The organism is Lysinibacillus sp. FSL R7-0073, assembly GCF_038009065.1.
Lineage (GTDB): Bacteria > Bacillota > Bacilli > Bacillales_A > Planococcaceae > Lysinibacillus > Lysinibacillus fusiformis.
In genome coordinates this window covers 3275571-3298100 of record NZ_JBBPAS010000001.1, presented here as the reverse complement: position 1 = coordinate 3298100, position 22530 = coordinate 3275571, and the positions used below count along the sequence as shown (strand labels likewise).

The window sequence follows — 22530 nt, the reverse complement described above, 5'->3', positions numbered from 1 at the left end:
TCAGTACTAAAAGGGGTGGTTATATGGACATTCGTATCGTCTCACCGAACGATTATGGGCAGATCCATCAATTACGAGATTATTGTTTTCCAAATAAATATACAGGGCCACGTAGAGAGGATTTTCACTATTGGATTGAGCATAGTTCTACACTAGGTGCCTATGATGCCAAAAAGGTAGTGGGGCAGCTATTAATTCTGCCACTCAATATGACTGTGCACGGTATCAGCTACAAGATGGGGGGCATAGGATTTGTCGCTACCTATCCTGAGTATCGTCAGCAGGGAATTATAAAAAGACTGATGACAGAAGCCCTGCAAAATATGCGTGAAAATGGGCAATCCATTTCTGTGTTAGCACCTTTTTCTGTGTCCTTCTATCGTCATTTCGGGTGGGAGTTGTTCTTCGAGAAATTATATTACACAATACCACAATCGATGTTCCCTTCATTTGGGAAGCAACTAGATGTCGTCAAACGGATGAGCTTTGAATGGCCAGACTCCGAGCTTTTTGAGAAGATAAAGGATTTTCATCAGGCAATGGCTATTTCTCAAAATGGTGGTATGATCCGTGATGATGCATGGTGGAAAAGAATTGAAAGAAGGAGCCCGGATAGTCATTTTGCTGCCTATTTTAACGAGGATCATTTAGAGGGATATATCCGTTATACGATCCAGCAGGGTACGTTTGAAATTCAAGATTTTATCGTAGCAAATTATTCAGCAGAACAAGCTATGTGGCGTTACATGACATCTCATGCAGCGAGTGTCAGTAGTATGAAAGGGGTTACTTCCAATCATAGGCCATTTGGCTTTTATTTCGAAGAGCCACAATTTAAAAAGGAAGTTAAACAGGATGTGATGGTCAGAGTAGTAGATGTTTATGCATTTATGAAGCAATATCCATGGAAGGATATTCATGAAACATTGTATGTCCGTATTGAAGATAAGTATTGTCATTGGAATGAACAGATCTATCAAATAAATAAAAGTGGTCATGTCTCAATAATTGAGACAAATTCGATCATTGACATGCATATGTTAACATTACCTATTAATCTTTTTTCTGCAATGATGGTTGGCTATCTATCAGTAAACGATGCTGTTATGTATGCCAATCAACCTATAGAAAAGAAGATTATTCAGCAATGGCAGTGGGCATTACCTACTGAAAAACCAGCGTTTTATGAGTATTTTTAAGCAATGAATAGTCGGGAAAATTAAAAATTTTTTGAATTCTTTTGTGGACTATACCAGTTAAGTAGAATCGTTTATTTTTCTATAAAAGTGCAATAGCCCAATTTTGTAAACACTTTCATAAAGAGAAAATTAATGTAAAAAATATATTGTGGTATATACCAATAGGTGCTATTCTCAGATTAAGTAAGCGATTACACTGTTGAAAAATGAAAAAAGGAGTGTTTCAAATGAAAAATATTATGTTAGTGTGTGTAGCTGGTATGAGTACTAGTTTATTAGTATCCAAGATGCAAAAAGCTGCACAGGAGCAAAATATTGAGGCAGATATTTATGCAATTGCAGAAGGCGAGGTTGAAAAAGTACTAGCGACTAAAAAAGCTGATGTGCTGTTATTAGGTCCTCAAGTACGCTATTTAAAGGGCTCATTTGAAAAAAAATTCAAGGACATGGATTTCCCAATCGATGTTATTAATATGGCGGATTATGGCATGATGAATGGAGAAAAGGTCTTGCAGCAAGCATTACAATTAATAGGTTAAAGGAGGGTCAAGGGGGATGGAAGAAACAGCATTATTGGAATCCATTATGGGGCTAATTGTTCATAGTGGTCATACAAAAAGTGAATGCATGGAAGCTCTACAATTGGCAAAAAAGGGACAGATAGACGCAGCAAAGGAAAAAATTAAATTAGCGAATGAGGCATTGATCGAAGCGCACCATTCTCAAACAGGTTTATTATCACAAGAAGCAAGGGGAGAAAAAGTCGAAGTATCGATGTTATTAATTCATGCCCAAGATCATTTAATGAACGCTATTACATTTCGTGATCTAGCACAGGAAATGATTGAATTATATGAACGAATCAAAGGGGAGTAACATCAAATTTTGATGTCACAATAAAAAGCAAAGGGAGTGTATGAGAATGTTCCGTTTTTTAGAAGAAAAATTTGTACCGGTTGCTGCTAGGGTTGGGAATCAGCGTCATTTAGTTGCCATTCGTGATGGATTTATTACGATCATGCCTTTGACGATTGTAGGATCACTGGCTGTACTTATTAACAATTTGCCTATCAAATTTTATCAAAATGCACTCGATGCCATTTGGAAACATGAGACATGGACACAGTTTGGAGGCAATGTCTGGGGCGCAACATTTGGAATCATCTCACTATTATTAGCCTTTTCTGTTGCCTACCATTTGACAAAAAGCTATGACAAGGATGCATTATCCGGAGGGGTTATCGGTCTTGCAGGTTATATGACATTTGGTACATTTGGGGAAGGTGGTTTAACGGGATTAACGACAGGTACGGGAGGAATATTTGTTGCCCTCATAACGGCCTTAATATCCGCAGAGCTGTTCTCTCGATTATCTGGTAACTCTAAACTATTGATTAAAATGCCTGCAGGTGTACCATCGGCTGTATCCAAATCTTTTGCTGCATTACTGCCTGCAATTATTACAATTGGATTATTTGCATTAGTTCGGACGATTATTTCGGCTGGTTTTGATGTACCAGATATTATTGGATCGTTTTATTCATCAATTCAAGAGCCTTTTATGGGCTTAACAAATACATGGGTAGCTGGTCTTATTTTAGCTTTCATTCCTACGTTTTTATGGTCATTTGGTATACATGGGGCGAATATTATCGAGCCATTTATGCAATCCATTAACCTACAAGCAATCGATGCGAACGTTGCAGCTATTTCTGCTGGCAAAGTAGCACCGTATATTATTAATAAACCGTTCTTTGACGCATTTATTAATATGGGTGGTTCAGGTACAACGATTGCCTTAATTATTGCCATCTTCATTATTGCTCGTAAAAACAAACAATATAATACAGTAGGTAAGCTATCAGCTGCTCCTGGATTATTTAATATTAATGAACCATTATTATTTGGTTTACCAATTGTATTAAATCCAGTCTTATTTGTACCATTTATTTTAACACCAATGGTCAATGTGACGATTGCATTCTTTGCAACAAAATGGGGGTTTGTGCCTGCAGCAACCATTGCGGTTCCATGGACGACACCACCGATTATTAATGGTTTCTTAGTAACACAATCTTGGCGTGGAGCCGTATTGAGTATCGTATTAATCGTTGTAGCTATATGCATTTACCTGCCATTCCTTTCAATGGCAAATCGCATGGCGAAGCAAAACGAGCAAAAAGCTGCTTTAGCGGCGCAGAGTGAACAATCAACTGTAGCCCAATCAGAAGGTCAAAAGGTAGAAGTATAAGCGTTTACTAACGGAGGGTTTGAAGTGAAGAGATTAGGTATTTCGCTATATCCACAGCATAGTACATTAGATGAAATGAAGCGCTATGTTCAGCTCGCTCATGACAACGGTTTTGATCGTATTTTTACATGTTTGATGTCATTAAAGCAGGAAGAAGAACGGCAGAAATTACAGCAAATTAATCAATTTGCACAGCAATTGGGTTTTGACATTTCTGCAGATATAGCCCCAGCCGTTTTTCAAGAGCTAAATTTAACCTATAGAGATATAGGTTATTTGAAAGAGCATTATCATTTGGCAGCATTACGTTTAGACATGGGTTTCTCAGGTCAGGAAGAAGCATTCATGTCACTTAATGAAAGCAATCTAAAAATTGAATTAAATATAAGTAATGGTACGAAGTATGTAGACAACATTTTATCCTACCGTCCGAATAAAGAAAATATTATCGGCTGTCATAATTTTTATCCAAGACAATTTACAGGTTTATCTCGTCAGCATTTTTTACAAACCTCTCAACAGTTTAAAGCAAATAATATTCGAACCGCTGCGATGATTTCCTCTCAGCATGGTAAGTTTGGGCCATGGGAAGTAACGGAACAAGGTTTACCAACATTGGAGGAGCACCGTCACCTTCCTGTTACGGTACAAGCAAAAGATTTATGGCACACGGGGTTAATTGACGATTGCATCATTGGTAATATGTATGCATCTGAAGAAGAAATACGAGCTTTAGGACAATTAAACCGCCAGAAGCTTGAATTAAAGCTTGTTCAGTCAGCAGACACAAGTATATTAGAGGAAACAATCCTTTATAAGGAACCGCATTTTAATCGAGGGGATGTATCTGAATATGTGATTCGGAGTACACAATCTCGCGTGAAATATAAAAATGGGGACTTCCCTGTACATGATACACGACCATTAAAGGTGGGCGATGTCACGATCGATAATAATTTGGATGTTCGTTATAAAGGTGAGCTACAAATCGTACTAAAGGAAATTCCGAATGCTGGGTCAAGTAATGTTGTTGCAAGTGTTGTCGAAGAAGAACAGTTTTTACTAGCACACATTCAACCGTGGTCGTCATTTGGTTTTACGAAATGAAAATAAGAGAGGAAGGGATTGAGTCATCAATCTCTTTTCTTTATGGGAAAGGAAATGATGTTATGTATGTTTTAGCCATTGATGGTGGTGGCACAAAAACGGCGGCGGTTATTTGTGATGAAAAAGGTCAATGCTTTGCCCAAATAGAGACGACTCGCAGTAACCCTACTGCTATGGATCTAGCATATTTCGAAGCAACCATCCATTCAATCATGCAAAGTTTGCAGCAACAAAATCCTCAAATAGTGATAGAGGTTACTAGCTGCTTTGCGGGGATGGCGGGTGTCAAGGAGCTTCAAGCCGAGGGCGTTGTGGAATCAATATTACGGCAATATGTGTGTAGCTCCGCTTCCATTACGGTAGACAATGATGCTTTGATCGCTCTTTATGCGGGTACACTTGGAAAGGCAGGAATTGTTCAAATCGCGGGGACAGGCGCTATAACGATGGGATATGATAAGGAGCAGCATTTTCATCGAGTAGGTGGCTGGGGGTATCTTTTTGATGATGAAGGAAGTGGCTATGATTTAGGCGTCCAATTACTAAAGGCTGTGCTACAAAGCTATGATGGTAGAGCTCCAAGTACTGCATTGACCGAAGCTGTGCTGAAACATTTCGCTGTAGATTATGTGCCACAATTAATCGGCTGTATTTATGGAGATGAGCATCCGCGCACAGTTATCGCGCCATTGAGTGCCTATATTGTTGTAGCGGCTGATGATGGTGATCTAGTAGCCAAGAGAATCATTGAAGAAGCCTGTCAAAACTATTTTAAGGCCATTAAAGCATGCTATTTTCGGATGGTATGGGGGCAAGAAAAAGTACCTGTCGTCCTATGTGGGGGAGTGTTTACGAATGAAAATTATTTTGTTCCAAGACTACAAGCGATGGCAATGGAGGAAACATTACCGTTTCGTTTTAAAACCCCTGCATTACCTCCAATAGGAGGAGCTGTTATTGCGGCCCTTCAACAAATTAATGTCCAGTTTAGTAGTTCTTTTGTAGAGACCTTTCAAAAAAATTATGTATAATAAAGCATAGAGCAATTGGATCGATTCAATTGCTCTTTTTTTCTTTATAATTTTCACTTGATGAATAACATGATAGAATGTAATATAGGTTTTGATTTTATCTTAGTATATGACTAGGTTTACTAATAAAAATTCATAGATGGAGAGTGTCAGGATGTTACATCAATTTTCACGTAACGAGCTCGCTATAGGAACAGAGGGTCTCGAAAAATTAAAAAATACAACGGTTGCTATTCTTGGTGTAGGTGGCGTTGGATCATTTGCTGCTGAAGCATGTGCACGAAGTGGTATCGGCCGAATTATATTAGTCGATAAGGATAATGTTGATATTACCAATGTAAACAGACAATTAGTAGCGTATCTATCTACAGTTGGACAATCTAAATCAGCTATTATGAAAGAGCGTATTGCAGATATCAATCCTGAATGTGAAGTCATTGATATGCATATGTTTTATACGGAAGAAACGTATGAAGAATTTTTCGCACAAGGCATTGATTATGTAATCGATGCAAGTGATACAGTGATGTATAAAATTCATATTATGAAAGAATGCTTAAAGCGTAATATTCCTATTATTTCTAGTATGGGTGCAGCGAATAAGATGGACCCAACTCGCTTCCAAATTGCAGATATTTCAAAAACACATACAGATCCACTAGCAAAAATTATCCGTACAAAGTTACGTAAAGAAGGAATTCATAAAGGTGTGACCGTTGTATTTTCAGATGAAAGTCCGATTGTCGTACGTCCAGATGTTGTTGAACATGTAGGGAAGCCGGATGCTGCCATTCGCAAAGCGAAGATGCCACCTTCTTCCAATGCCTTCGTGCCATCAGTAGCTGGTTTAATTGCAGCAAGCTGGGTCGTTAATACGATCTTAAAAGATGTGAAAATCACACGCGTACAAGGTTAATAGTCTATAGAATTTCAAAAAATAGCATAATGAATCAATTTCATAGAAGTAGCCTCTTTTATTGTTTTTAGGGGGCTACTTTTTCTATGTTACAATAAGACCGTTATAAAAAGGAGGCGTATACGGATGGAAAAAATTTATCAAATGGAGTATAGAGGTTTAAATCTTTTCGATGAAATAAGCACTGTCGAGTTAGCTATAGATGAAGAAAAGCAAACGATACATATTTATGATATTGGACAGGTTGTAAGCCCCATTTTTAATTTTGATGTATCTGCCTATGAGTTGTCAGATGGCTTTTATAAAATGGCCGATATTTTGCGGCATAAGAAAATTTTAACGAATCAACAAGCTGATAGCGACCTAACATTAAGTGAATGGTTAATAAAAAACAATGCTTATTTTTATATCCCCAATAAACGTATTAAAAAATATGTCCAGGGAAGTATTGTGGAAATTGTTGATCGAACAATAGAACAAGCGTTATTTGATGAATATGTACAAAGGTTATAATTTTACCAAAATAGTTCTTCTTATGTGCATAAAATGCTATTAATTCACGAAATTGTCTTATTTTTTTCATGTCCCCACTACTCTAATTGGTTTATTGCTATAATTTGAATAATTCCAATAGATAATCGATCAGTTTGTTTGGGATGCTTTGAGCTAATCAAAAATAGCCATGAAGTTCGAAATCAACAAATGACAAATGGGAGAGTGGGAAAATGGAAATTCAAATTATTCGAGATCATCTAGATATTGTCAAGCTTCAAGAGAAAATGAATGCCATTGTATTTGACTACTTAGACACTTCTGATAATTATCCGAAAGCGATGCGAGAATTAAATCCTTTATATATACAAGTGACAACTTTTTATAAGGAATATATCGATCATCGGGCAGGGGAGATTCCTAGTGCAAATACCTATTGGCATTTGTTTATCGACTGTAGTGCCAAGTTATGTTATTTTTTAGCGGCTTCAACGTTCTATTCATCTAATGCTTTACAAAAGACGCCTGAAAAAGTCGAGAAGTTATTACATATTGCTGCTTCATCTTTACCTAGTATCGATCAAGAGGAAAATGAGCAATTATTAACAGATATTTTTGCCCTTATGGCTGAAGTAGTAGATGATAAAGAAAAACTGACTACGTTGCGCAATGAAGTGCTTGTACAAAAGGGTGATGTGAAGCAATGTCTTCAACAGTTTAAATTATTTGTTGATCATGAATTAAATAGCTAGACAATTGAAGACACTCTATTTTCTGAAAATAGACTATACGACAAGAATCTACGTGAACTTTTGTAATTATTTCTAGGTTTTCAACACTGGTACGTGTTGGAAAGTGGATGTATTTAACCATTAAAGTTTCGTGGGTTCTTTTTTTAGTGTATCGCTAAAAAAGCAAAGTCGCTTCTAACGGTAGAAGTAATGACTTTGCTCTTGGAAAGCTACTTTTTATTTTGATGAAAAGATTTAAGCTTTTCATAGATACTAGCCATACGTTTTTCCTCGCCGGCAATAACGGGTTTATAAAACTCAGTTCCTACTAGCTCATCAGGTAAGTATTGCTGATCTATCCAGCCACCAAATGTTCCGATGGGTGTGTTATGAGGATACTGATACCCAACATGACCTAAATCTGTTGCCCCAGCGTAATGAGCATCACGCAAATGATGAGGTATATCACCCGTTTTGCCATCATGAATCGCTTTTATCGCGTCATCGATTGCAAGGATAGCTGAATTAGATTTTGATGCTAAACACATTTCAATAACTGCACTTGCAAGTGGGATACGTGCCTCTGGTAATCCAAGTCGTTCTGCTGCCTGTATCGCAGCGAGCATATGAGGACCTACCTCAGGGTTGGCAAGGCCAATATCTTCATACGCCATGACAAGTAAACGTCTGCTGACAGCCACTAAATCACCAGTTTCTAATAAATGTGCTAAATAATATAGCGCAGCATTCGTATCACTGCCACGGACAGATTTCTGCAAGGCAGAAAGTAAATTATAAAAATGTGAGCCCTTTTTATCACCATAAACACCAATTCGACTAATGAGGTGATCAATAATATGGTCTGCTGCAACCGTTTGCCCCTCTACTTCATCACTTGCGTAATAAATGGATTCAAGTAAAGTTAATGCCTTTCGTGCATCTCCATTCGCTGCCTCTGCAATATGCTCAATTTGTGAATCTGTTAAGATAAAATGATATTTACCTAGACCCCGTTTTTCATCTGCAAGTGCTTTTTCTACAAGCTCCATTAGATTTTCCTTGGTTAATCGTTTAAGTTGATAAATCTCACCACAGCGAGATCGAATCGCTGGATTGACATCGTGGTATGGATTTTCTGTTGTTGCACCGATTAAGACAATCGAGCCATTTTCCACATGTGGTAGCAAAGTGTCTTGCTGTAATTTATTGAAGCGATGAATTTCATCTAAAAAAAGTAGAACTTTTCCTGAGATTCTAGCTTCTTGGACAATATCTTCTACATCTTTTTTGCCAGCTCGTGTCGCGTTGAGTGCAAAGAAAGGGAGCTGAGAGCTTCCTGCAATCGCATTTGCAATAGAGGTTTTGCCGATGCCGGGTTCTCCGTAGAGCAACATGGAAGGGACATGTTCATTTTGAATCATTTTATATAGAGCTGTGTTTGGACCAATAAAATCTTGATGACCTACAATTTCATCAAGTGTTAAAGGACGCATTCGAAAAGCAAGTGGTTCATTGTGCAAAATAATTCCCCCTTTCAGCCGTTGTCATTTTTTATTTATCCATTTTTTGCACTAACATACAGCGCTAATAGTGGATCGTTAAACAATGTTGAATCGCATTATTTAGTATATCATATCCTTCTAGGTGTATTTCCGAGTTCATCAAGAGGAGATTATGATATACTGTTGGTAGTAATTTTGACTAGACTAATTGAGGGTGATAAAATGAAAATTTCAACAAAGGGCCGTTACGGGCTTACGATTATGATTGAATTAGCAAAGCATTACGGAGAGGGTCCTATTCCTTTACGTAAAATTGCTGCCGAAAAGGAGTTATCAGAGGCGTATTTAGAGCAATTAGTGTCACCGCTTCGTAATTCAGGCTTAGTAAAAAGTGTACGTGGCGCTTATGGTGGTTATATGCTAGCAAATCCACCGAGCGAAATTTCTGCAGCCCATGTTATTAGTGTACTAGAAGGGCCAATTCAACCAGTAGAGGGTATTGAAAACGAGGAAGCACCACAACGTGAGTTATGGTTGCGCATCCGTGACGCAGTAAAAAATGTGTTAGATACAACAACAATTGAAGATTTAGCACAATACACAGAAGAAAATGTAGCGGAAGGCTATATGTTCTATATTTAAAATGTTTAAGCTAAAGCGCTGCTCCCCATTCGTATCATAGTTGAGTTGAAAAATAAACGGTGAAATCAAACACTTAGAGCTGTTTGAATTGAATTTCATGCTGAATGTTTTTCATAAATTTATGATAAATAATGTGGGTTCCAGCGTTTTTTATTAAAAAGGAGTTTTCAACATGAATTCATATATCTATCTCGATCATGCGGCCACATCACCGATGAATGGCCAAGTTATAGAAGCGATGACGTCTGCTATGCAACACGTATTTGGCAACGCATCCAGTATCCATGGGGCAGGTCGAGAGGCGCGCAAATATCTTGATGATGCACGCGACATATTAGCCAAGTCTATCGGTGCTCAGGCGGGAGAAATAATCTTTACAAGTGGTGGTACAGAAGCTGATAATACAGCAATTTTGGGCACTGTCTACGCACGAGCTAAAGAGGGAAAGCATATCATTACAACACAAGTAGAGCACCATGCGGTGTTACATACATGTGAAAAACTGGAACGAGATGGCTTTGATGTGACTTATTTACCAGTGGATAAGGCTGGCCGTGTAGCTGTTGGGGATGTCCAAAAAGCACTTCGTGATGATACGATTTTAGTGACAATTATGTATGGGAATAATGAAGTCGGTACTATTCAGCCTATTGCTGAAATTGGTGAGCTATTACAAGGACATCAAGCTACTTTCCATACAGATGCAGTTCAGGCATATGGTTTAGAACAAATTGATGTGGGTCAATTAAAAGTAGATTTATTGAGTGTGTCAGCTCATAAAATTAATGGGCCTAAGGGAATTGGGTTCCTTTTCCAAAAGGCTGGAACACCTTTAGCTAATTATGCATTAGGCGGTGCACAAGAGAAAAAACGTCGTGCAGGAACTGAAAATATACCAGCAATTATTGGCTTTGCGACAGCTGTGCAAGTTGCAAATAAGTTGCGTGAAGAAAAGCGTTCACTATACAATCACTTTAAGCAAATTATGCTTGATGTATTTTCACAGGAAAAAATAGCGTTCCATATTAATGGTGATGAAGAGCAGTCATTGCCACATGTTTTAAATATTAGCTTTGAGGGCATGGAAGTAGAATCATTTTTAGTAAATCTTGATATGGCAGGAATCTGTGTATCTAGTGGTTCTGCATGTACCGCTGGGTCGATTGATCCATCTCATGTGTTAGTAGCCATGTTTGGACAAGGAACAGAGGAATTACGAAACTCTATACGATTTAGCTTTGGTCAGGATTTAACGGAAAAAAATATACGTGACGCAGCTGAAAAAACAGCACAAATAGTGAAAAAACTAGCTAAAAGATAATTTGTGAAGAACATGTTAGGTTTCTAAAATTTATGAAGCATTAACTGTAAATAGATAAAAGAAAAGGTGACCACAATGAAAGAAACACGTGACCCCTCTCAAATTCGCGTTGTTGTCGGCATGTCTGGTGGGGTAGATTCGTCGGTGGCTGCATATTTGTTAAAACAACAAGGTTATGAAGTAATCGGGATCTTTATGAAAAACTGGGATGATACTGACGAAAATGGTGTTTGTACAGCAACAGAAGATTATGATGATGTCATAAAAGTATGTAATCAAATCGGCATCCCCTACTATGCTGTAAATTTTGAGAAACAATACTGGGATAAAGTTTTCACATACTTTTTAGAAGAATATAAAGCAGGACGTACACCAAATCCTGATGTAATGTGCAACAAAGAGATTAAATTTAAAGCGTTTTTAGAGCATGCGATGAGCCTCGGCGCTGATTACTTAGCAACAGGTCATTATGCACGTATTGATCGTAGCGGTGTTGGAGAAGTAAAAATGTTACGCGGTGTGGATAATAACAAAGACCAAACATACTTTTTAAATCAACTATCACAGGAGCAATTGGCTCATGTGATGTTCCCAATTGGCGATATTGAGAAAAAAGAAGTGCGTAAAATTGCTGAAGAAGCAGGATTGGCAACAGCGAAGAAAAAAGATTCTACAGGGATTTGTTTTATTGGAGAACGTAATTTCAAAGAATTTTTGAGTCAATTTTTGCCAGCTCAACCGGGCAATATGGAAACAATGGATGGCGTTGTCATGGGAAAACATGACGGTTTAATGTATTATACACTTGGGCAACGACATGGTCTTGGTATTGGTGGAGACGGTGAGCCATGGTTTGTGTTAGGGAAAGATTTAGAGCGTAATGTTCTACTTGTTGGACAAGGTTTTGACAATGAGCATTTATATTCTACTTCATTATCTGCTGTAAAAATGAACTATACTTCGACAAAAAAATTGCCTGGGAAATTTTCTTGTACTGCGAAATTCCGCTATCGTCAAACGGATACACCAGTAGAAGTTGAAGTATTAGCAGATGGTCGTACTCATATTACATTTGCAGAGCCTGTCCGTGCTATCACTCCAGGACAAGCAGTTGTTCTCTATGATGGAGAAGAATGTATTGGTGGCGGAACGATAGATGAAGTCTTTAAAAGTAATGAAAAACTAACATATGTTGGATAACTTGCGCCTAAGACTGCTTTTATTGCCACATGGCTTCATGGAAGCAGTCTTTCGCTACATAGAGGTGAAGAAATAATGAATTATAATGAACAGGGCATTCAAGCGTTTCAAGATAAGCGATATGAAGAGGCTGCACAACTATTTACAAAGGCAATAGAAGCTGAGCCTGAAAATGCTATTGGTTATGTAAACTTCGGCAATTTATTAGCAGTATTAGAGGATACAGAACGTGCAGAGCGTTTTTTCCAAAAGGCTATTACGGTGGATGAGACAGCAGCAACAGCTTATTATGGCTTAGCAAACCTCTATTACAATGCAGAACGCTATGCTGAGGCTGTCAAGCTTTATGAACAAGCACTTAAGCATCATATCGAAGGCGCAGATGTGTACTATATGATGGGGAAATGCTTTGAGCGTATGGAGAATCAAAAATTAGCATTGCCTTATTTACAAAGAGCCGTGGAAATTGCTCCCGAAGATACACAGATCCGTTTAGCCTATGCAATTGTGCTATGTGCATTAGAGATGTTTGAGCAAGGGAAGAAGGAACTGGATCTTTTAATTGAACAGGACTGGAACAATGCAGATGCCCACTATAATTTAGGTGTATTGTATGCCGTGTCTACAGAGCAAACAGAAGATGCGATGTATCATTTAAAACAAGCCTTTACCTTACAGCCAGAATACGATCAAGCTCGTTTTATTTATGATATGATTGCTCAACGATTTAACTAATAGATAAAAGCAGCAAGTGTGATTTGATGAACTTGCTGCTTTTTTATGCAGTTCTATAGTAGGGTGTCGATAGATTATAGATCAATTTTTTATTATCATTCGATGTTTTTTGTAAAAATTATCCCATCCTCTTTTATTTTTAGGTTAAATTTGTTAGTGTATGTCATGCAGGAAAGGAATAGGTGACACGATGAATAAAGTATTTATTGCACTATTACTTGTAACAGCGCTTGCGGCAATTGAAGGAACGATTGTTAGTACAGCTATTCCAAGTATAACAGCAGATTTATTAGGCGTAGATTTAATAAGTTGGATTTATTCCGCTTATTTATTAGCATCTGCTATCGCTGCGATTATTTTTGGTAAGCTAGCCGATTTATTTGGGCGTAAACGGATGATTATTACAGGTATCATTATTTTTTTAATGGGTTCCATGTTATGTGGATTAGCACAATCGATGGAACAATTAATTGTCTTTCGTGCGATCCAAGGGATTGGTGCAGGCTCGATTTTACCAATTACATTAACGATGGTTGGTGAACTATTTACGACTGAAAAAGCACGTGCTAAAGGACAAAGCTATTTAAGTATGGTATGGGGCGTATCAGGCGTAGTTGGTCCACTATTTGGAGGTTTTATTGTTGACCAGGTGTCATGGCACTTTATATTTTTCATTAATGTACCATTTGGTTTAGCTTCTATTTATCTAATTGTTAAACATTACAAAGAACAGATTGAAGCAGTGAAGCGGAAAATTGATTATTTAGGTGCAGGCCTATTTACGATCGGAATGGTTTCGCTATTATATGTAATTATTGAAAACAGTAAAACACAAGCATGGTTATCGAGTCAATCGCTCATTATGTATGCCGTTGCAGCGGTATTTTTAGGCGTTTTTATATGGGTAGAGCTACGTGCAGAAGAGCCGATTATTCCATTAACATTGTTTAAAAATGGTCGTCTCATGGTGATTAATTCACTAACATTAAGTACCATGTCAATTGTCATTGGTGTGACGGTCTATATTCCGATATATGCGCAAAGTGTTCTAGGGAAAAATGCCACACAAGCAGGCCTACTTCTAACACCCATGTCTATTTTTTGGACGATGAATTCTATTGCAGCAGGCTATTTAATCGGACGTTTTACGAATAAACGAATTATCCAAATGGGGACGATTTTATTAGTTACGGGAACGATTATGCTTGCTAAACTATCTTCAGGCTCTAGTGATATAAGCGTGTATCTTGGCTCTTCATTAATCGGGCTTGGTATGGGCTTTATTATGCCAATGCTGATGATTTCCATTCAAAAGGTGGCTAATCCCAAGCAACTGGGTATTTCAATTGGCCTCAACTCCTTCACTAATACATTTAGTCAAGCGGTAGGTGCAGCCCTATTTGGGATGGTTTTTAACCTTGCAACGAGTGAAAAAATGGCTTCATTAGGTAAAGGAGAAATTCAGCTAAATGGTGAATTTGCAAAAGGTGGCTTTAGTCTAGAAGAAATAAGCTTTTTAAAGGGGACCATTGCTAATGGTGTAAGCTATGTATATATAACAACTTTAGTTTTTGCCATTTGTGCCCTTATTTTATCTTTCTTTATTGTGACGAAATCAAAAGACAAGGCTTAAATATGAACGAAAATCCACTTTGCTTCCAAGCAGACATTTTTGCTGGAGCAAGGTGGATTTTTTGTTCAACAAAATCTAAAAGTGTCTAATCATTATTATTCAGGTTTGGAAGTTGTGCAAAATATTTAGCAAGCTGTGATATAGGTGTACTGTCTAATAAAGTGGGCTCGGCCTCATTTTCCTTTAATATATTAATCTCTTTATTGAGGCGCTCCATTTTTCGATCTAACTCAGCAGCTTGTAGTGCGGCTTCTTTTAATTCAACACGAATATGTTCGGGCACTTCTTTATTATATTTATAATAAATTTTATGTTCCAGGCTAGCCCAAAAGTCCATCGCAATGGTCCTGATTTGAATCTCTGTATAGACCTTCTCCATATGGTCAGACATGAAAATAGGGATTTTTATTATAAGGTGTAAACTTTGATAGCCATTGTCTTTAGGACTAGCAATATAGTCCTTTACCTCTACAACCTCAATGTCATGCTGTGCCTGTAACATGGCACTTACTTTATAAATATCCTCGACAAATGAACAAGTAATGCGAGCACCTGCAATATCACGAATGTTTTCGCGTACGTCTTCCATCGTTGGAGGAAGTTCCTTTTTTAACATCTTTGTTAATATACTTTTCGGCGACTTTACACGTGTTGAAATATGCTCAATGGGATTATATTCATGAATAAGCTTAAATTCTTCTTGCAAAATATTAATTTTCGTTTCCACTTCCTGTAAAGCAAATTTATAAGCTAGAAAGAAGCGTGTTAACTCAGTTTGAAATGATTTTAAAGAGTTTACTTCGAGTTCGGTTTTCATATTTAAAAAATCCTTTCCCTTATGTCTGTGGACACTTATTTATGTTCCACTTCTCATTCTATGTAGAATAGTCCTTCATCTCAATAAAATAGCAGCCAATGTTTGACAAGGTTTAAATGTTAGGATAGTTTTTCATAAGGATAAAACCTTTCTACATCATATATAACTCACATAAGAGGTAAAAGGTTTCAAAAAGGCTAAAATGGATTGTAAAAGGTGAAGGAGAGGGAGGAGTTGTTGCAAAAAAAGGGGAGAAAACTACCCCTTTGTGTTAACTAATAATTTCAGCATTTAAGTTATAACGTTTATTAAACTCATCCACAAATATTTGTAAGTCAATATATGTTCCTATATAGGGCTCTGTTTCTTGATCGCGTAGGAAACCACAAGTTGCCTTTAATGATTTAGAAAACTCTAGTAGCATTTGTTCATTATCAAGTTGAACATGGATTGCAAGAGAATGATCTTTTTTATTTACTTTGAAATACTTGCCATCAATGATACGTTCTAAATTTGTTTCTTGAATTGGAAAAACATAATCCTTATAAATGAGGTTCACAAAATCCCGCCTTTTTTACAATATTTCACGACATCTGTATAGGGCAGCTCTCCTCCAAAAATAGAGAGAGCACTCCCGATTGTGATATGAAGCTTTCCATTGACTAATTGGTTAAACTTTTCTAAGTCTTCTATTGAACGAATGCCACCTGCATAAGTGGTCGGGATTGAGGTCCAGGCTGCAAGATCTCGTACCAAGCTTTCCTGCATCCCACCTTTTTTTCCTTCCACATCGACTGCGTGAATTAACAGTTCATCACAATAATTCTCAATATCTTGAATTGAGGCTGCATTGACTTCGAAGTGACTAAATTTTCTCCATTTATCCGTCATGACAAACCATTTACCATCTCGCATTTTGCAGCTGAGATCAATGACAAGATGTTCTTTACCGATTAATTTGTTTAAATGTTGTAAACGTTCTAAATCCAGCTTGCCATCATGAAAGATATAGGAAGTGACAATCACATGGGAGGCACCAGCATCAATATATTTTTGGGCATTTGCAGCAGTAATGCCACCACCAACTTGTAACCCTTGTGGAAATGCAGCTAAAGCAGCTAGAGCAGCATCTTCATTTCCCTGACCAAGCATGATGACGTGTCCGCCTGTTAAGTGATCCTGTGCAAACATTTGTGCATAGTAGCTAGAATCAAAACTAGAAATAAAATTCTCAACGACTGTTTGATTGGTAGTACCTAAAGTACTCCCGACAATTTGTTTTACTTTGCCTTCATGTAAATCGATGCAAGGTCTAAATTCCAATAACTTCACGATCCTTCCGTGCCACTAATTCTTATTTATCATAGCATGGAAATAAGGATAAAAGCTGAGAATTGTCATTTGTCGAAATAATGTAAAAATAATAAAGGGGAAAATTTTTATCAACGATATTTCGAGAGGTCTATGGTAAAATAAAAAGATTGAAAACAATTAGAAAGGGCGGACCGAATATGTCAGATCATCTCGATTTATTTGAACTCAATAAATTTTTTATTCTCGGACGTCCGATCGTCTCTATTTTTCATAACACACAAAATATGTATTCCATTATACGAGTGAAAATTCAAGAGACAAACTTACAATATGAAGATAAAGAAATTATTGTTGTTGGCTATTTTCCACCGTTACAAATGGATGAGCAATACCGCTTTACAGGTATATTAAAACAGCATCCTAAATATGGTGCACAATTCCAAATCGAGACATTTACAAAAGAGGTACCCGCTACTGAACAAGGAATTATTCATTATTTATCCAGTGACTTATTTGTGGGAATCGGGAAAAAAACAGCTGAAACCATTGTTGAAAAACTAGGTGCTAATGCATTACGTCTTATTTTAGAAGATCCGAGTGCACTGGATGCTGTTCCACGTTTATCATCTGAAAAAAAAGAAGTGATTCATCGTACGATTGAGCAAAACCTTGGTTTAGAACGGGTAATGATCCAGCTGAATGAATGGGGTTTTGGTCCACAGCTTGGAATGAAAATATATCAAACCTATCGAACAGAAGCCATTGAATTACTAACAGAAAACCCATACCGCTTGATAGAAGATGTGGAAGGGGTAGGGTTCTTTCGAGCAGATGAGCTTGGTGCAAAATTAGGGATTACCGGAAAACATCCTGACCGTGTTAAAGCAGCTATTTTACATATTTTAAATACGGCTGCATTATCTGACGGGCATGTTTATCTAGACGCGGAGCATGTTCTACCACTTGTGAAAGAAATGCTTGAACAAAGTCAACGTCAGGAAATTCCGTTTGAAGACATCTCAAAAGCATGTATCGAGTTACGAGAAGATGGAAAAATTTGTGGGGAAGAAACAAGATTATATTTACCTTCTCTTTATTTTTCTGAGGTAGGAATTGCCTCCAAAATATTGACGCTTGTTGAACGAAATAGTAAGGCTGAACATTTTAGCAAAGATGAGATTCGTAAAGCGATTGGCGAAACTGAGGAACTACTCCATGTGACTTATGCTGAAACACAAGCAAATGCCATTGAACAGGCTTTAAATTCAGCCGTAATGATTTTAACAGGTGGACCTGGTACGGGTAAAACGACTGTTGTACGTGGGGTTGTTGAAGTTTATGCGAAGCTTCATGGCTTATCATTAAATCCAAAAGAATATGCTCAAAAAGAGGAGCCTTTTCCCATTATCCTTTGTGCACCCACTGGGCGAGCTGCTAAGCGCTTAGCTGAATCGACTGAACTACCAGCTATGACTATTCATCGTTTACTCGGCTTTACAGGTCAAGAAAAAGAAGAAGAGACTGAACGAGAGGTAACAGGTAAGCTTATTATTGTAGATGAAATGTCAATGGTGGATACTTGGCTTGCTCATCAATTATTAAAAGCTTTACATGAGGATGTACAGGTTGTCTTTGTAGGGGACCAAGACCAATTACCGCCTGTAGGACCTGGACAGGTATTAAAGGATTTATTAGCATCCAAGCAACTCCCAACGGTGGAATTGACAGATGTTTATCGACAAGCAGAGGGCTCTACAATTATTGAACTAGCCCATCAAATCAAAAAAGGAACCATTCCGAAAGATTTAACATCGAAAACTACTGATCGCTCGTTTATTAAATCTTCCGTCGATCAGGTTGGAAATGTTGTGACACAGGTAGTAAAAAGTGCTGTCGCTAAGGGGCAGGAAATTCGTAATATTCAAGTGTTAGCTCCGATGTATAAAGGTCCTGCTGGCATTGATAATTTAAATAAAATGATTCAAGAGCTTATTAATCCTAATGAAACGGGGACAAGAAAGGAACTTGTCTTTGGGGACGTAACGTATCGAATAAAGGATAAAGTCCTGCAGCTAGTCAATCAACCTGAAAGTAATGTTTTTAATGGTGATATGGGAGAAGTCATTAGTATTATTAAGGCAAAAGAGACAGTAGAAAAACAAGATTTACTGATCGTATCTTTTGATGGCATTGAAGTGACCTATCAACGAAGTGACCTCAATCAATTGACACTAGCTTATTGTTGCTCCATTCATAAATCTCAAGGTTCAGAGTTTCAAACCGTCATTATGCCTGTTGTCAAAGGGTATTCAAAAATGCTGCGTCGTAATCTTTTATACACAGGGATTACAAGAGCGAAAAACTTTTTGATTTTATGTGGGGAACCGGATGTCCTGGCAGATGGCTTGCAGCGGACAGATGATTTACAGCGTTTTACTTCGTTGCGTGCTCGTTTAAATCCAATGGATGTCGACGAAGTGATTGTTGAAGTAGAGGCAGTTCCAGTAAAACAAGAGGTTGTGCAAGAAACAGCTATCAAGGACCATAAATTAACAGTAGAAACAGCCCCTTATATTCATCCCATGATTGGTATGAATGATGTCTCCCCCTATGATTTTTTGGAAAAGTAAAGTTTGTACCCGATTAGATTCTCGCTAATCGGGTTTTTCTAATGTGCTGTATCGTCACCTAATATTTTGACATTTCATATACTACATAAGTACAAAAACATAGGAAATGTTTAGGAGTGACAACATGCCAATAATGACCGGACAGCAGTATATGGAACGTATCGATGCTTTAAATACCTATATTTCAATTGATGGGGAAGTTGTGACGGGCAAGGTGTCAGAACATCCTGCATTTAAGGGAATCATGCAAAGTCAGGCAAAGCTATTTGATTTACAACATCAAGAAGCATATCTTGAAAAAATGACATATGAATCGCCAACTAGCAAAGAGAGAGTCGGCATGTCTTTCCTTCAAGTCATGAGTCCTGAGGATTTAGTAAAAAGACGTTTGGCCGCAAGAGAATGGGCTTTACAAACAAACGGTTTGATGGGAAGAAGTCCTGATTACATGAATACGACATTGATGGCTTTAGCATCAGCATCGAACTTTTTGAAAGATAAGCCAAATTGTTTTCCAGACCATTTGCTGAAGTTTTATGAATATGCCCGTGAGAATGATATTTCCATGACACATACCTTTATAGAACCGCAAGTAAACCGCAAGCGTTATTACTATGAGGATGAAGAAGTAACAATAGCTGCCAAAATTGTTGCAAAAACGGGCGAAGGCTTAGTCATTAAAGGAGCTAGATTACTAGCCACACAGGGAGGAATAACGGATGAACTTCTTGTTCTATCAACAAATGGCTATGATGAAGGAAAAGGTTTTGGCTTTTCTATACCGAGTAACACAAAGGGCTTAAAGTTTTTATGTCGGCAATCCTTTGTCGGAGGAGATTCTAGGTTTGATCATCCTTTAAGTGCACGTTTTGAAGAAATGGATGCGATTGTTGTTTTTGATGATGTAGTTGTTCCGTGGGAGCGGGTATTTTATTATGAGAATGTTGAAGTAGCCAATCAATTTATGAATGTTAGTGGCTTCCAAGCGTATACTTTGCATCATGTACTGTCACGTCAAATTGCTAAGACAGAATTCATCCTAGGGGTTGTACAAACGATTGTGGATTCCATAAATATTGGGGATTACCAACATGTCCATCAAAAAGTGGTAGATGTCATCGTAGCATTAGAAACGATAAAAGCATTGCAATTAAAATCAGAAATTGAGGCACAAAGGGATTCCTTTGGCTTTATACGACCAGACGTATCGACATTACAGGTCGCTATTCATATTTTCCCGAAAGTATATCCTACCTTTACAGATATCATCCAGCTACTGGGAGCAAGTGGATTAATGTCCATACCGAGTGCAAAAGCTTTTGCAACGGATGATGGGGATCTTGATCATTATCTGCAATCATGTCAAGACAAAGGAGAAGAACGAGTTAAAAAGTTCCGTTTAGCTTGGGATTTAACGATGAGTAATTTTGGCACAAGGCAAACGCTATATGAAAGATTTTTCTTTGGAGATCCTGTTCGTCTGTCAAGCCTACTCTATCAATCGTATAAGCGCGATCATTTAGTGAAAAGAGTAGAAGACTTTTTGAAAAATGATTGATAAAAAGTTTGACAGTTGTGAAACTATCCGTTATTATTTACAGGAATAAAAAAATAAGACTCCCTTCGTTAGGTGAGGCTCCTATGTGGAGATACGCTACTACCCAAAAATGTCGAGAGACGCCAATGGGTCAACAGAAATCATCGAAATAAGGTGTTTTTTAACGTAGCTGGAAAATTTCCTATGCCGCATAGTGCTAAAACTCAACGTTTGAAGGTAACAAATATGCAAAGTTTTTTTGCTATTTTTTGATATGTGTATTCAACACGCCTTCATTCGTAGAAGGCGTGTTTTTGTTATGAAAGGAAGGTGATGAGAAATGGATAGTAGTCCTGAACCGAATCAGCATGAGGTAGGTAGTCAGAATTTATGGAGACAGCCGTCGTTTCTTATCGCCGGCACGGACAGAAGGTTTTAAAATTAACCTTTTGTTACTTTTTATAATAAAACACGAGGTGAAGTATCATGATTAAAATTCACTATTTCAATCACAATAGCAAAACAGTTCAACACGATTTCAATATGAATGATTTACGACTTCCCATTCATAGCGAGGATTTATTATGGGTGGATTTATATGCGTATAGTCAAAATGAATTAAATAATATAGCAGATTTATTTGGCTTTCATCCACTAGCAGTGGAAGATTGCTTACATGAAGGCTCACGCCCCAAAATGGATAGTTATGGGGATTATAAATTTTTCGTTTTCCATGCACCTATCTACAATGAAAAAAGTAACAATGAAATTACAACGGTCGAGTTGAATATTTTTATGGGACCAAATTATATTGTTACGGTCCATAAACAAAAATTACAGTGGCTAGGCCATATAGAAAAAGTTTGTTTAAATAGTGCGAGATATTTGGAAAAGGGCACTGATTTTTTATTGCACACGATCATCGATGGAATTACAGACGAGTATTTCCCTGTGTTAGAGCGAATTCGAGCACGGATTGATGAGCTTGAAGAAGAAGTTTATGATTATCAACCGAAAGTAGTAACAGAAGAATTCCTTTCATTAAAACGAACAATTATTTTAATTCGTCAGGCCATTATGCCGCAACGAAGAATCTTTTCTACAATTAATGGACAATGGAAATTTGATATACAAGAGGAAAATATCCCTTTTTATAAGGATTTAAATGATCATCTTGAACGCATTGTCGACTCCACTGAAACGTATCGAGACTTAGTCAACAGCACATTAGATACGTATTACTCGATTATTAGTGGCAAGTCTATTGAAAAGCTGAACTTATTAACCGTTATTTCTACAATTATGTTGCCTTTAACTGTCATTACTAGCTTCTTTGGCATGAATGTACCATTACCTTATCAAGATTCACCCATTACAACGATTGCACTTACTGCCTTTTTAGTGTTATTTACATGGGGAATGTGGGCATACTTCAGAAGAATGATTGCTTAGTTATAATTTGTCATACTAGT

The 22530-nt window shown here is 37.5% G+C and carries 21 protein-coding genes and 1 riboswitch; of the genes, 17 read left to right on the top strand and 4 right to left on the bottom strand.

Features of this window, described 5'->3' with window-relative positions:
• Positions 1–23: 23 nt before the first annotated feature.
• The 9 genes from MKY88_RS16445 (at position 24) to MKY88_RS16405 (ending at position 7748) form a co-directional block, all read left to right on the top strand.
• Positions 24–1199 (top strand): GNAT family N-acetyltransferase, encoded by a 1176-nt coding sequence (locus MKY88_RS16445; RefSeq protein WP_340814171.1) that lies wholly within the window; start codon positions 24–26, stop codon positions 1197–1199.
• A gap of 227 nt (positions 1200–1426) precedes the next feature.
• The gene (locus MKY88_RS16440; protein ID WP_069482108.1) at positions 1427–1738 is read left to right on the top strand and encodes a PTS sugar transporter subunit IIB; all 312 of its coding nucleotides are present in this window, start codon (positions 1427–1429) and stop codon (positions 1736–1738) included.
• 16 nt (positions 1739–1754) lie between these two features.
• On the top strand, positions 1755–2075 hold the full coding sequence (locus MKY88_RS16435) for a PTS lactose/cellobiose transporter subunit IIA (RefSeq protein ID WP_069482107.1): 321 nt from the start codon (positions 1755–1757) through the stop codon (positions 2073–2075).
• Between the two features lie 46 nt (positions 2076–2121).
• Positions 2122–3450 (top strand): PTS sugar transporter subunit IIC, encoded by a 1329-nt coding sequence (locus MKY88_RS16430; protein ID WP_193832658.1) that lies wholly within the window; start codon positions 2122–2124, stop codon positions 3448–3450.
• 24 nt (positions 3451–3474) lie between these two features.
• The gene (locus MKY88_RS16425) at positions 3475–4557 is read left to right on the top strand and encodes a DUF871 domain-containing protein (protein ID WP_258268862.1); all 1083 of its coding nucleotides are present in this window, start codon (positions 3475–3477) and stop codon (positions 4555–4557) included.
• Between the two features lie 62 nt (positions 4558–4619).
• The gene (locus tag MKY88_RS16420; protein WP_328204243.1) at positions 4620–5588 is read left to right on the top strand and encodes an N-acetylglucosamine kinase; all 969 of its coding nucleotides are present in this window, start codon (positions 4620–4622) and stop codon (positions 5586–5588) included.
• A gap of 154 nt (positions 5589–5742) precedes the next feature.
• Positions 5743–6504: a tRNA threonylcarbamoyladenosine dehydratase gene (locus MKY88_RS16415; protein ID WP_025114372.1), complete on the top strand. Its 762-nt coding sequence runs from the start codon at positions 5743–5745 to the stop codon at positions 6502–6504.
• Between the two features lie 126 nt (positions 6505–6630).
• Positions 6631–7017 (top strand): hypothetical protein, encoded by a 387-nt coding sequence (locus MKY88_RS16410; RefSeq protein WP_258268864.1) that lies wholly within the window; start codon positions 6631–6633, stop codon positions 7015–7017.
• Positions 7018–7229: 212 nt separating this feature from the next.
• Positions 7230–7748 carry a hypothetical protein gene (locus MKY88_RS16405; protein WP_069482103.1) on the top strand — a complete coding sequence of 173 codons (519 nt, stop codon included), beginning with the start codon at positions 7230–7232 and terminating at the stop codon, positions 7746–7748.
• A 209-nt stretch (positions 7749–7957) separates the two neighbouring features.
• Here the strand turns inward: MKY88_RS16405 and MKY88_RS16400 are convergent, their stop codons facing one another.
• Entirely contained in the window at positions 7958–9247 is a 1290-nt protein-coding gene (locus MKY88_RS16400; protein ID WP_328204248.1) for a replication-associated recombination protein A, read from the bottom strand.
• 204 nt (positions 9248–9451) lie between these two features.
• On the opposite strand from MKY88_RS16400, the gene cymR reads away from it, so the two are divergent.
• The 5 genes from cymR (at position 9452) to MKY88_RS16375 (ending at position 14760) form a co-directional block, all read left to right on the top strand.
• Complete coding sequence (gene cymR / locus MKY88_RS16395; RefSeq protein WP_008181126.1) at positions 9452–9871, top strand: cysteine metabolism transcriptional regulator CymR; 420 nt, start codon at positions 9452–9454, stop codon at positions 9869–9871.
• A 172-nt stretch (positions 9872–10043) separates the two neighbouring features.
• Positions 10044–11192 carry a cysteine desulfurase family protein gene (locus tag MKY88_RS16390; RefSeq protein ID WP_328204252.1) on the top strand — a complete coding sequence of 383 codons (1149 nt, stop codon included), beginning with the start codon at positions 10044–10046 and terminating at the stop codon, positions 11190–11192.
• 75 nt (positions 11193–11267) lie between these two features.
• Positions 11268–12392, top strand: coding sequence for a tRNA 2-thiouridine(34) synthase MnmA (gene mnmA, locus MKY88_RS16385; protein WP_328204255.1), 1125 nt, complete (start codon positions 11268–11270; stop codon positions 12390–12392).
• Positions 12393–12467: 75 nt separating this feature from the next.
• The gene (locus MKY88_RS16380) at positions 12468–13127 is read left to right on the top strand and encodes a tetratricopeptide repeat protein (RefSeq protein WP_340814168.1); all 660 of its coding nucleotides are present in this window, start codon (positions 12468–12470) and stop codon (positions 13125–13127) included.
• A gap of 190 nt (positions 13128–13317) precedes the next feature.
• The gene (locus MKY88_RS16375) at positions 13318–14760 is read left to right on the top strand and encodes a DHA2 family efflux MFS transporter permease subunit (RefSeq protein ID WP_328204258.1); all 1443 of its coding nucleotides are present in this window, start codon (positions 13318–13320) and stop codon (positions 14758–14760) included.
• 85 nt (positions 14761–14845) lie between these two features.
• Here MKY88_RS16375 and MKY88_RS16370 read toward each other — a convergent pair whose 3' ends face one another.
• The 3 genes from MKY88_RS16370 to hisA form a co-directional block, all read right to left on the bottom strand.
• Positions 14846–15577, bottom strand: coding sequence for a GTP pyrophosphokinase (locus tag MKY88_RS16370; RefSeq protein WP_193832651.1), 732 nt, complete (start codon positions 15575–15577; stop codon positions 14846–14848).
• A gap of 271 nt (positions 15578–15848) precedes the next feature.
• On the bottom strand, positions 15849–16136 hold the full coding sequence (locus MKY88_RS16365; RefSeq protein WP_328204261.1) for a hypothetical protein: 288 nt from the start codon (positions 16134–16136) through the stop codon (positions 15849–15851).
• On the bottom strand, positions 16133–16900 hold the full coding sequence (gene hisA / locus MKY88_RS16360) for a phosphoribosylformimino-5-aminoimidazole carboxamide ribotide isomerase (RefSeq protein ID WP_328204333.1): 768 nt from the start codon (positions 16898–16900) through the stop codon (positions 16133–16135). Before hisA ends, MKY88_RS16365 begins: the two co-directional genes overlap by 4 nt.
• 188 nt (positions 16901–17088) lie before the next feature.
• Between hisA and recD2 the strand changes: the two genes are divergently transcribed.
• The 3 genes from recD2 (at position 17089) to corA (ending at position 22510) form a co-directional block, all read left to right on the top strand.
• Positions 17089–19521, top strand: coding sequence for an SF1B family DNA helicase RecD2 (recD2, locus tag MKY88_RS16355; RefSeq protein WP_328204263.1), 2433 nt, complete (start codon positions 17089–17091; stop codon positions 19519–19521).
• Positions 19522–19645: 124 nt separating this feature from the next.
• Positions 19646–21079, top strand: a complete 1434-nt coding sequence (hpaB, locus tag MKY88_RS16350) for a 4-hydroxyphenylacetate 3-monooxygenase, oxygenase component (RefSeq protein ID WP_069482093.1) — start codon at positions 19646–19648, stop codon at positions 21077–21079.
• Positions 21080–21136: 57 nt separating this feature from the next.
• Positions 21137–21301: riboswitch (M-box (ykoK) riboswitch) on the top strand.
• A gap of 243 nt (positions 21302–21544) precedes the next feature.
• Positions 21545–22510, top strand: a complete 966-nt coding sequence (gene corA, locus MKY88_RS16345; RefSeq protein WP_328204266.1) for a magnesium/cobalt transporter CorA — start codon at positions 21545–21547, stop codon at positions 22508–22510.
• Positions 22511–22530: the final 20 nt, after the last annotated feature.

Bases quoted from the DNA above. Each gene is read 5' to 3' on its own strand.
- MKY88_RS16445 (WP_340814171.1), top strand. From the start codon at position 24: ATGGACATTCGTATCGTCTCACCGAACGATTATGGGCAGATCCATCAA.
- MKY88_RS16440 (WP_069482108.1), top strand. From the start codon at position 1,427: ATGAAAAATATTATGTTAGTGTGTGTAGCTGGTATGAGTACTAGTTTA.
- MKY88_RS16435 (WP_069482107.1), top strand. From the start codon at position 1,755: ATGGAAGAAACAGCATTATTGGAATCCATTATGGGGCTAATTGTTCAT.
- MKY88_RS16430 (WP_193832658.1), top strand. From the start codon at position 2,122: ATGTTCCGTTTTTTAGAAGAAAAATTTGTACCGGTTGCTGCTAGGGTT.
- MKY88_RS16420 (WP_328204243.1), top strand. From the start codon at position 4,620: ATGTATGTTTTAGCCATTGATGGTGGTGGCACAAAAACGGCGGCGGTT.
- MKY88_RS16415 (WP_025114372.1), top strand. From the start codon at position 5,743: ATGTTACATCAATTTTCACGTAACGAGCTCGCTATAGGAACAGAGGGT.
- MKY88_RS16410 (WP_258268864.1), top strand. From the start codon at position 6,631: ATGGAAAAAATTTATCAAATGGAGTATAGAGGTTTAAATCTTTTCGAT.
- MKY88_RS16405 (WP_069482103.1), top strand. From the start codon at position 7,230: ATGGAAATTCAAATTATTCGAGATCATCTAGATATTGTCAAGCTTCAA.
- cymR (WP_008181126.1), top strand. From the start codon at position 9,452: ATGAAAATTTCAACAAAGGGCCGTTACGGGCTTACGATTATGATTGAA.
- MKY88_RS16390 (WP_328204252.1), top strand. From the start codon at position 10,044: ATGAATTCATATATCTATCTCGATCATGCGGCCACATCACCGATGAAT.
- mnmA (WP_328204255.1), top strand. From the start codon at position 11,268: ATGAAAGAAACACGTGACCCCTCTCAAATTCGCGTTGTTGTCGGCATG.
- MKY88_RS16380 (WP_340814168.1), top strand. From the start codon at position 12,468: ATGAATTATAATGAACAGGGCATTCAAGCGTTTCAAGATAAGCGATAT.
- MKY88_RS16375 (WP_328204258.1), top strand. From the start codon at position 13,318: ATGAATAAAGTATTTATTGCACTATTACTTGTAACAGCGCTTGCGGCA.
- MKY88_RS16370 (WP_193832651.1), bottom strand. From the start codon at position 15,577: ATGAAAACCGAACTCGAAGTAAACTCTTTAAAATCATTTCAAACTGAG.
- recD2 (WP_328204263.1), top strand. From the start codon at position 17,089: ATGTCAGATCATCTCGATTTATTTGAACTCAATAAATTTTTTATTCTC.
- hpaB (WP_069482093.1), top strand. From the start codon at position 19,646: ATGCCAATAATGACCGGACAGCAGTATATGGAACGTATCGATGCTTTA.
- corA (WP_328204266.1), top strand. From the start codon at position 21,545: ATGATTAAAATTCACTATTTCAATCACAATAGCAAAACAGTTCAACAC.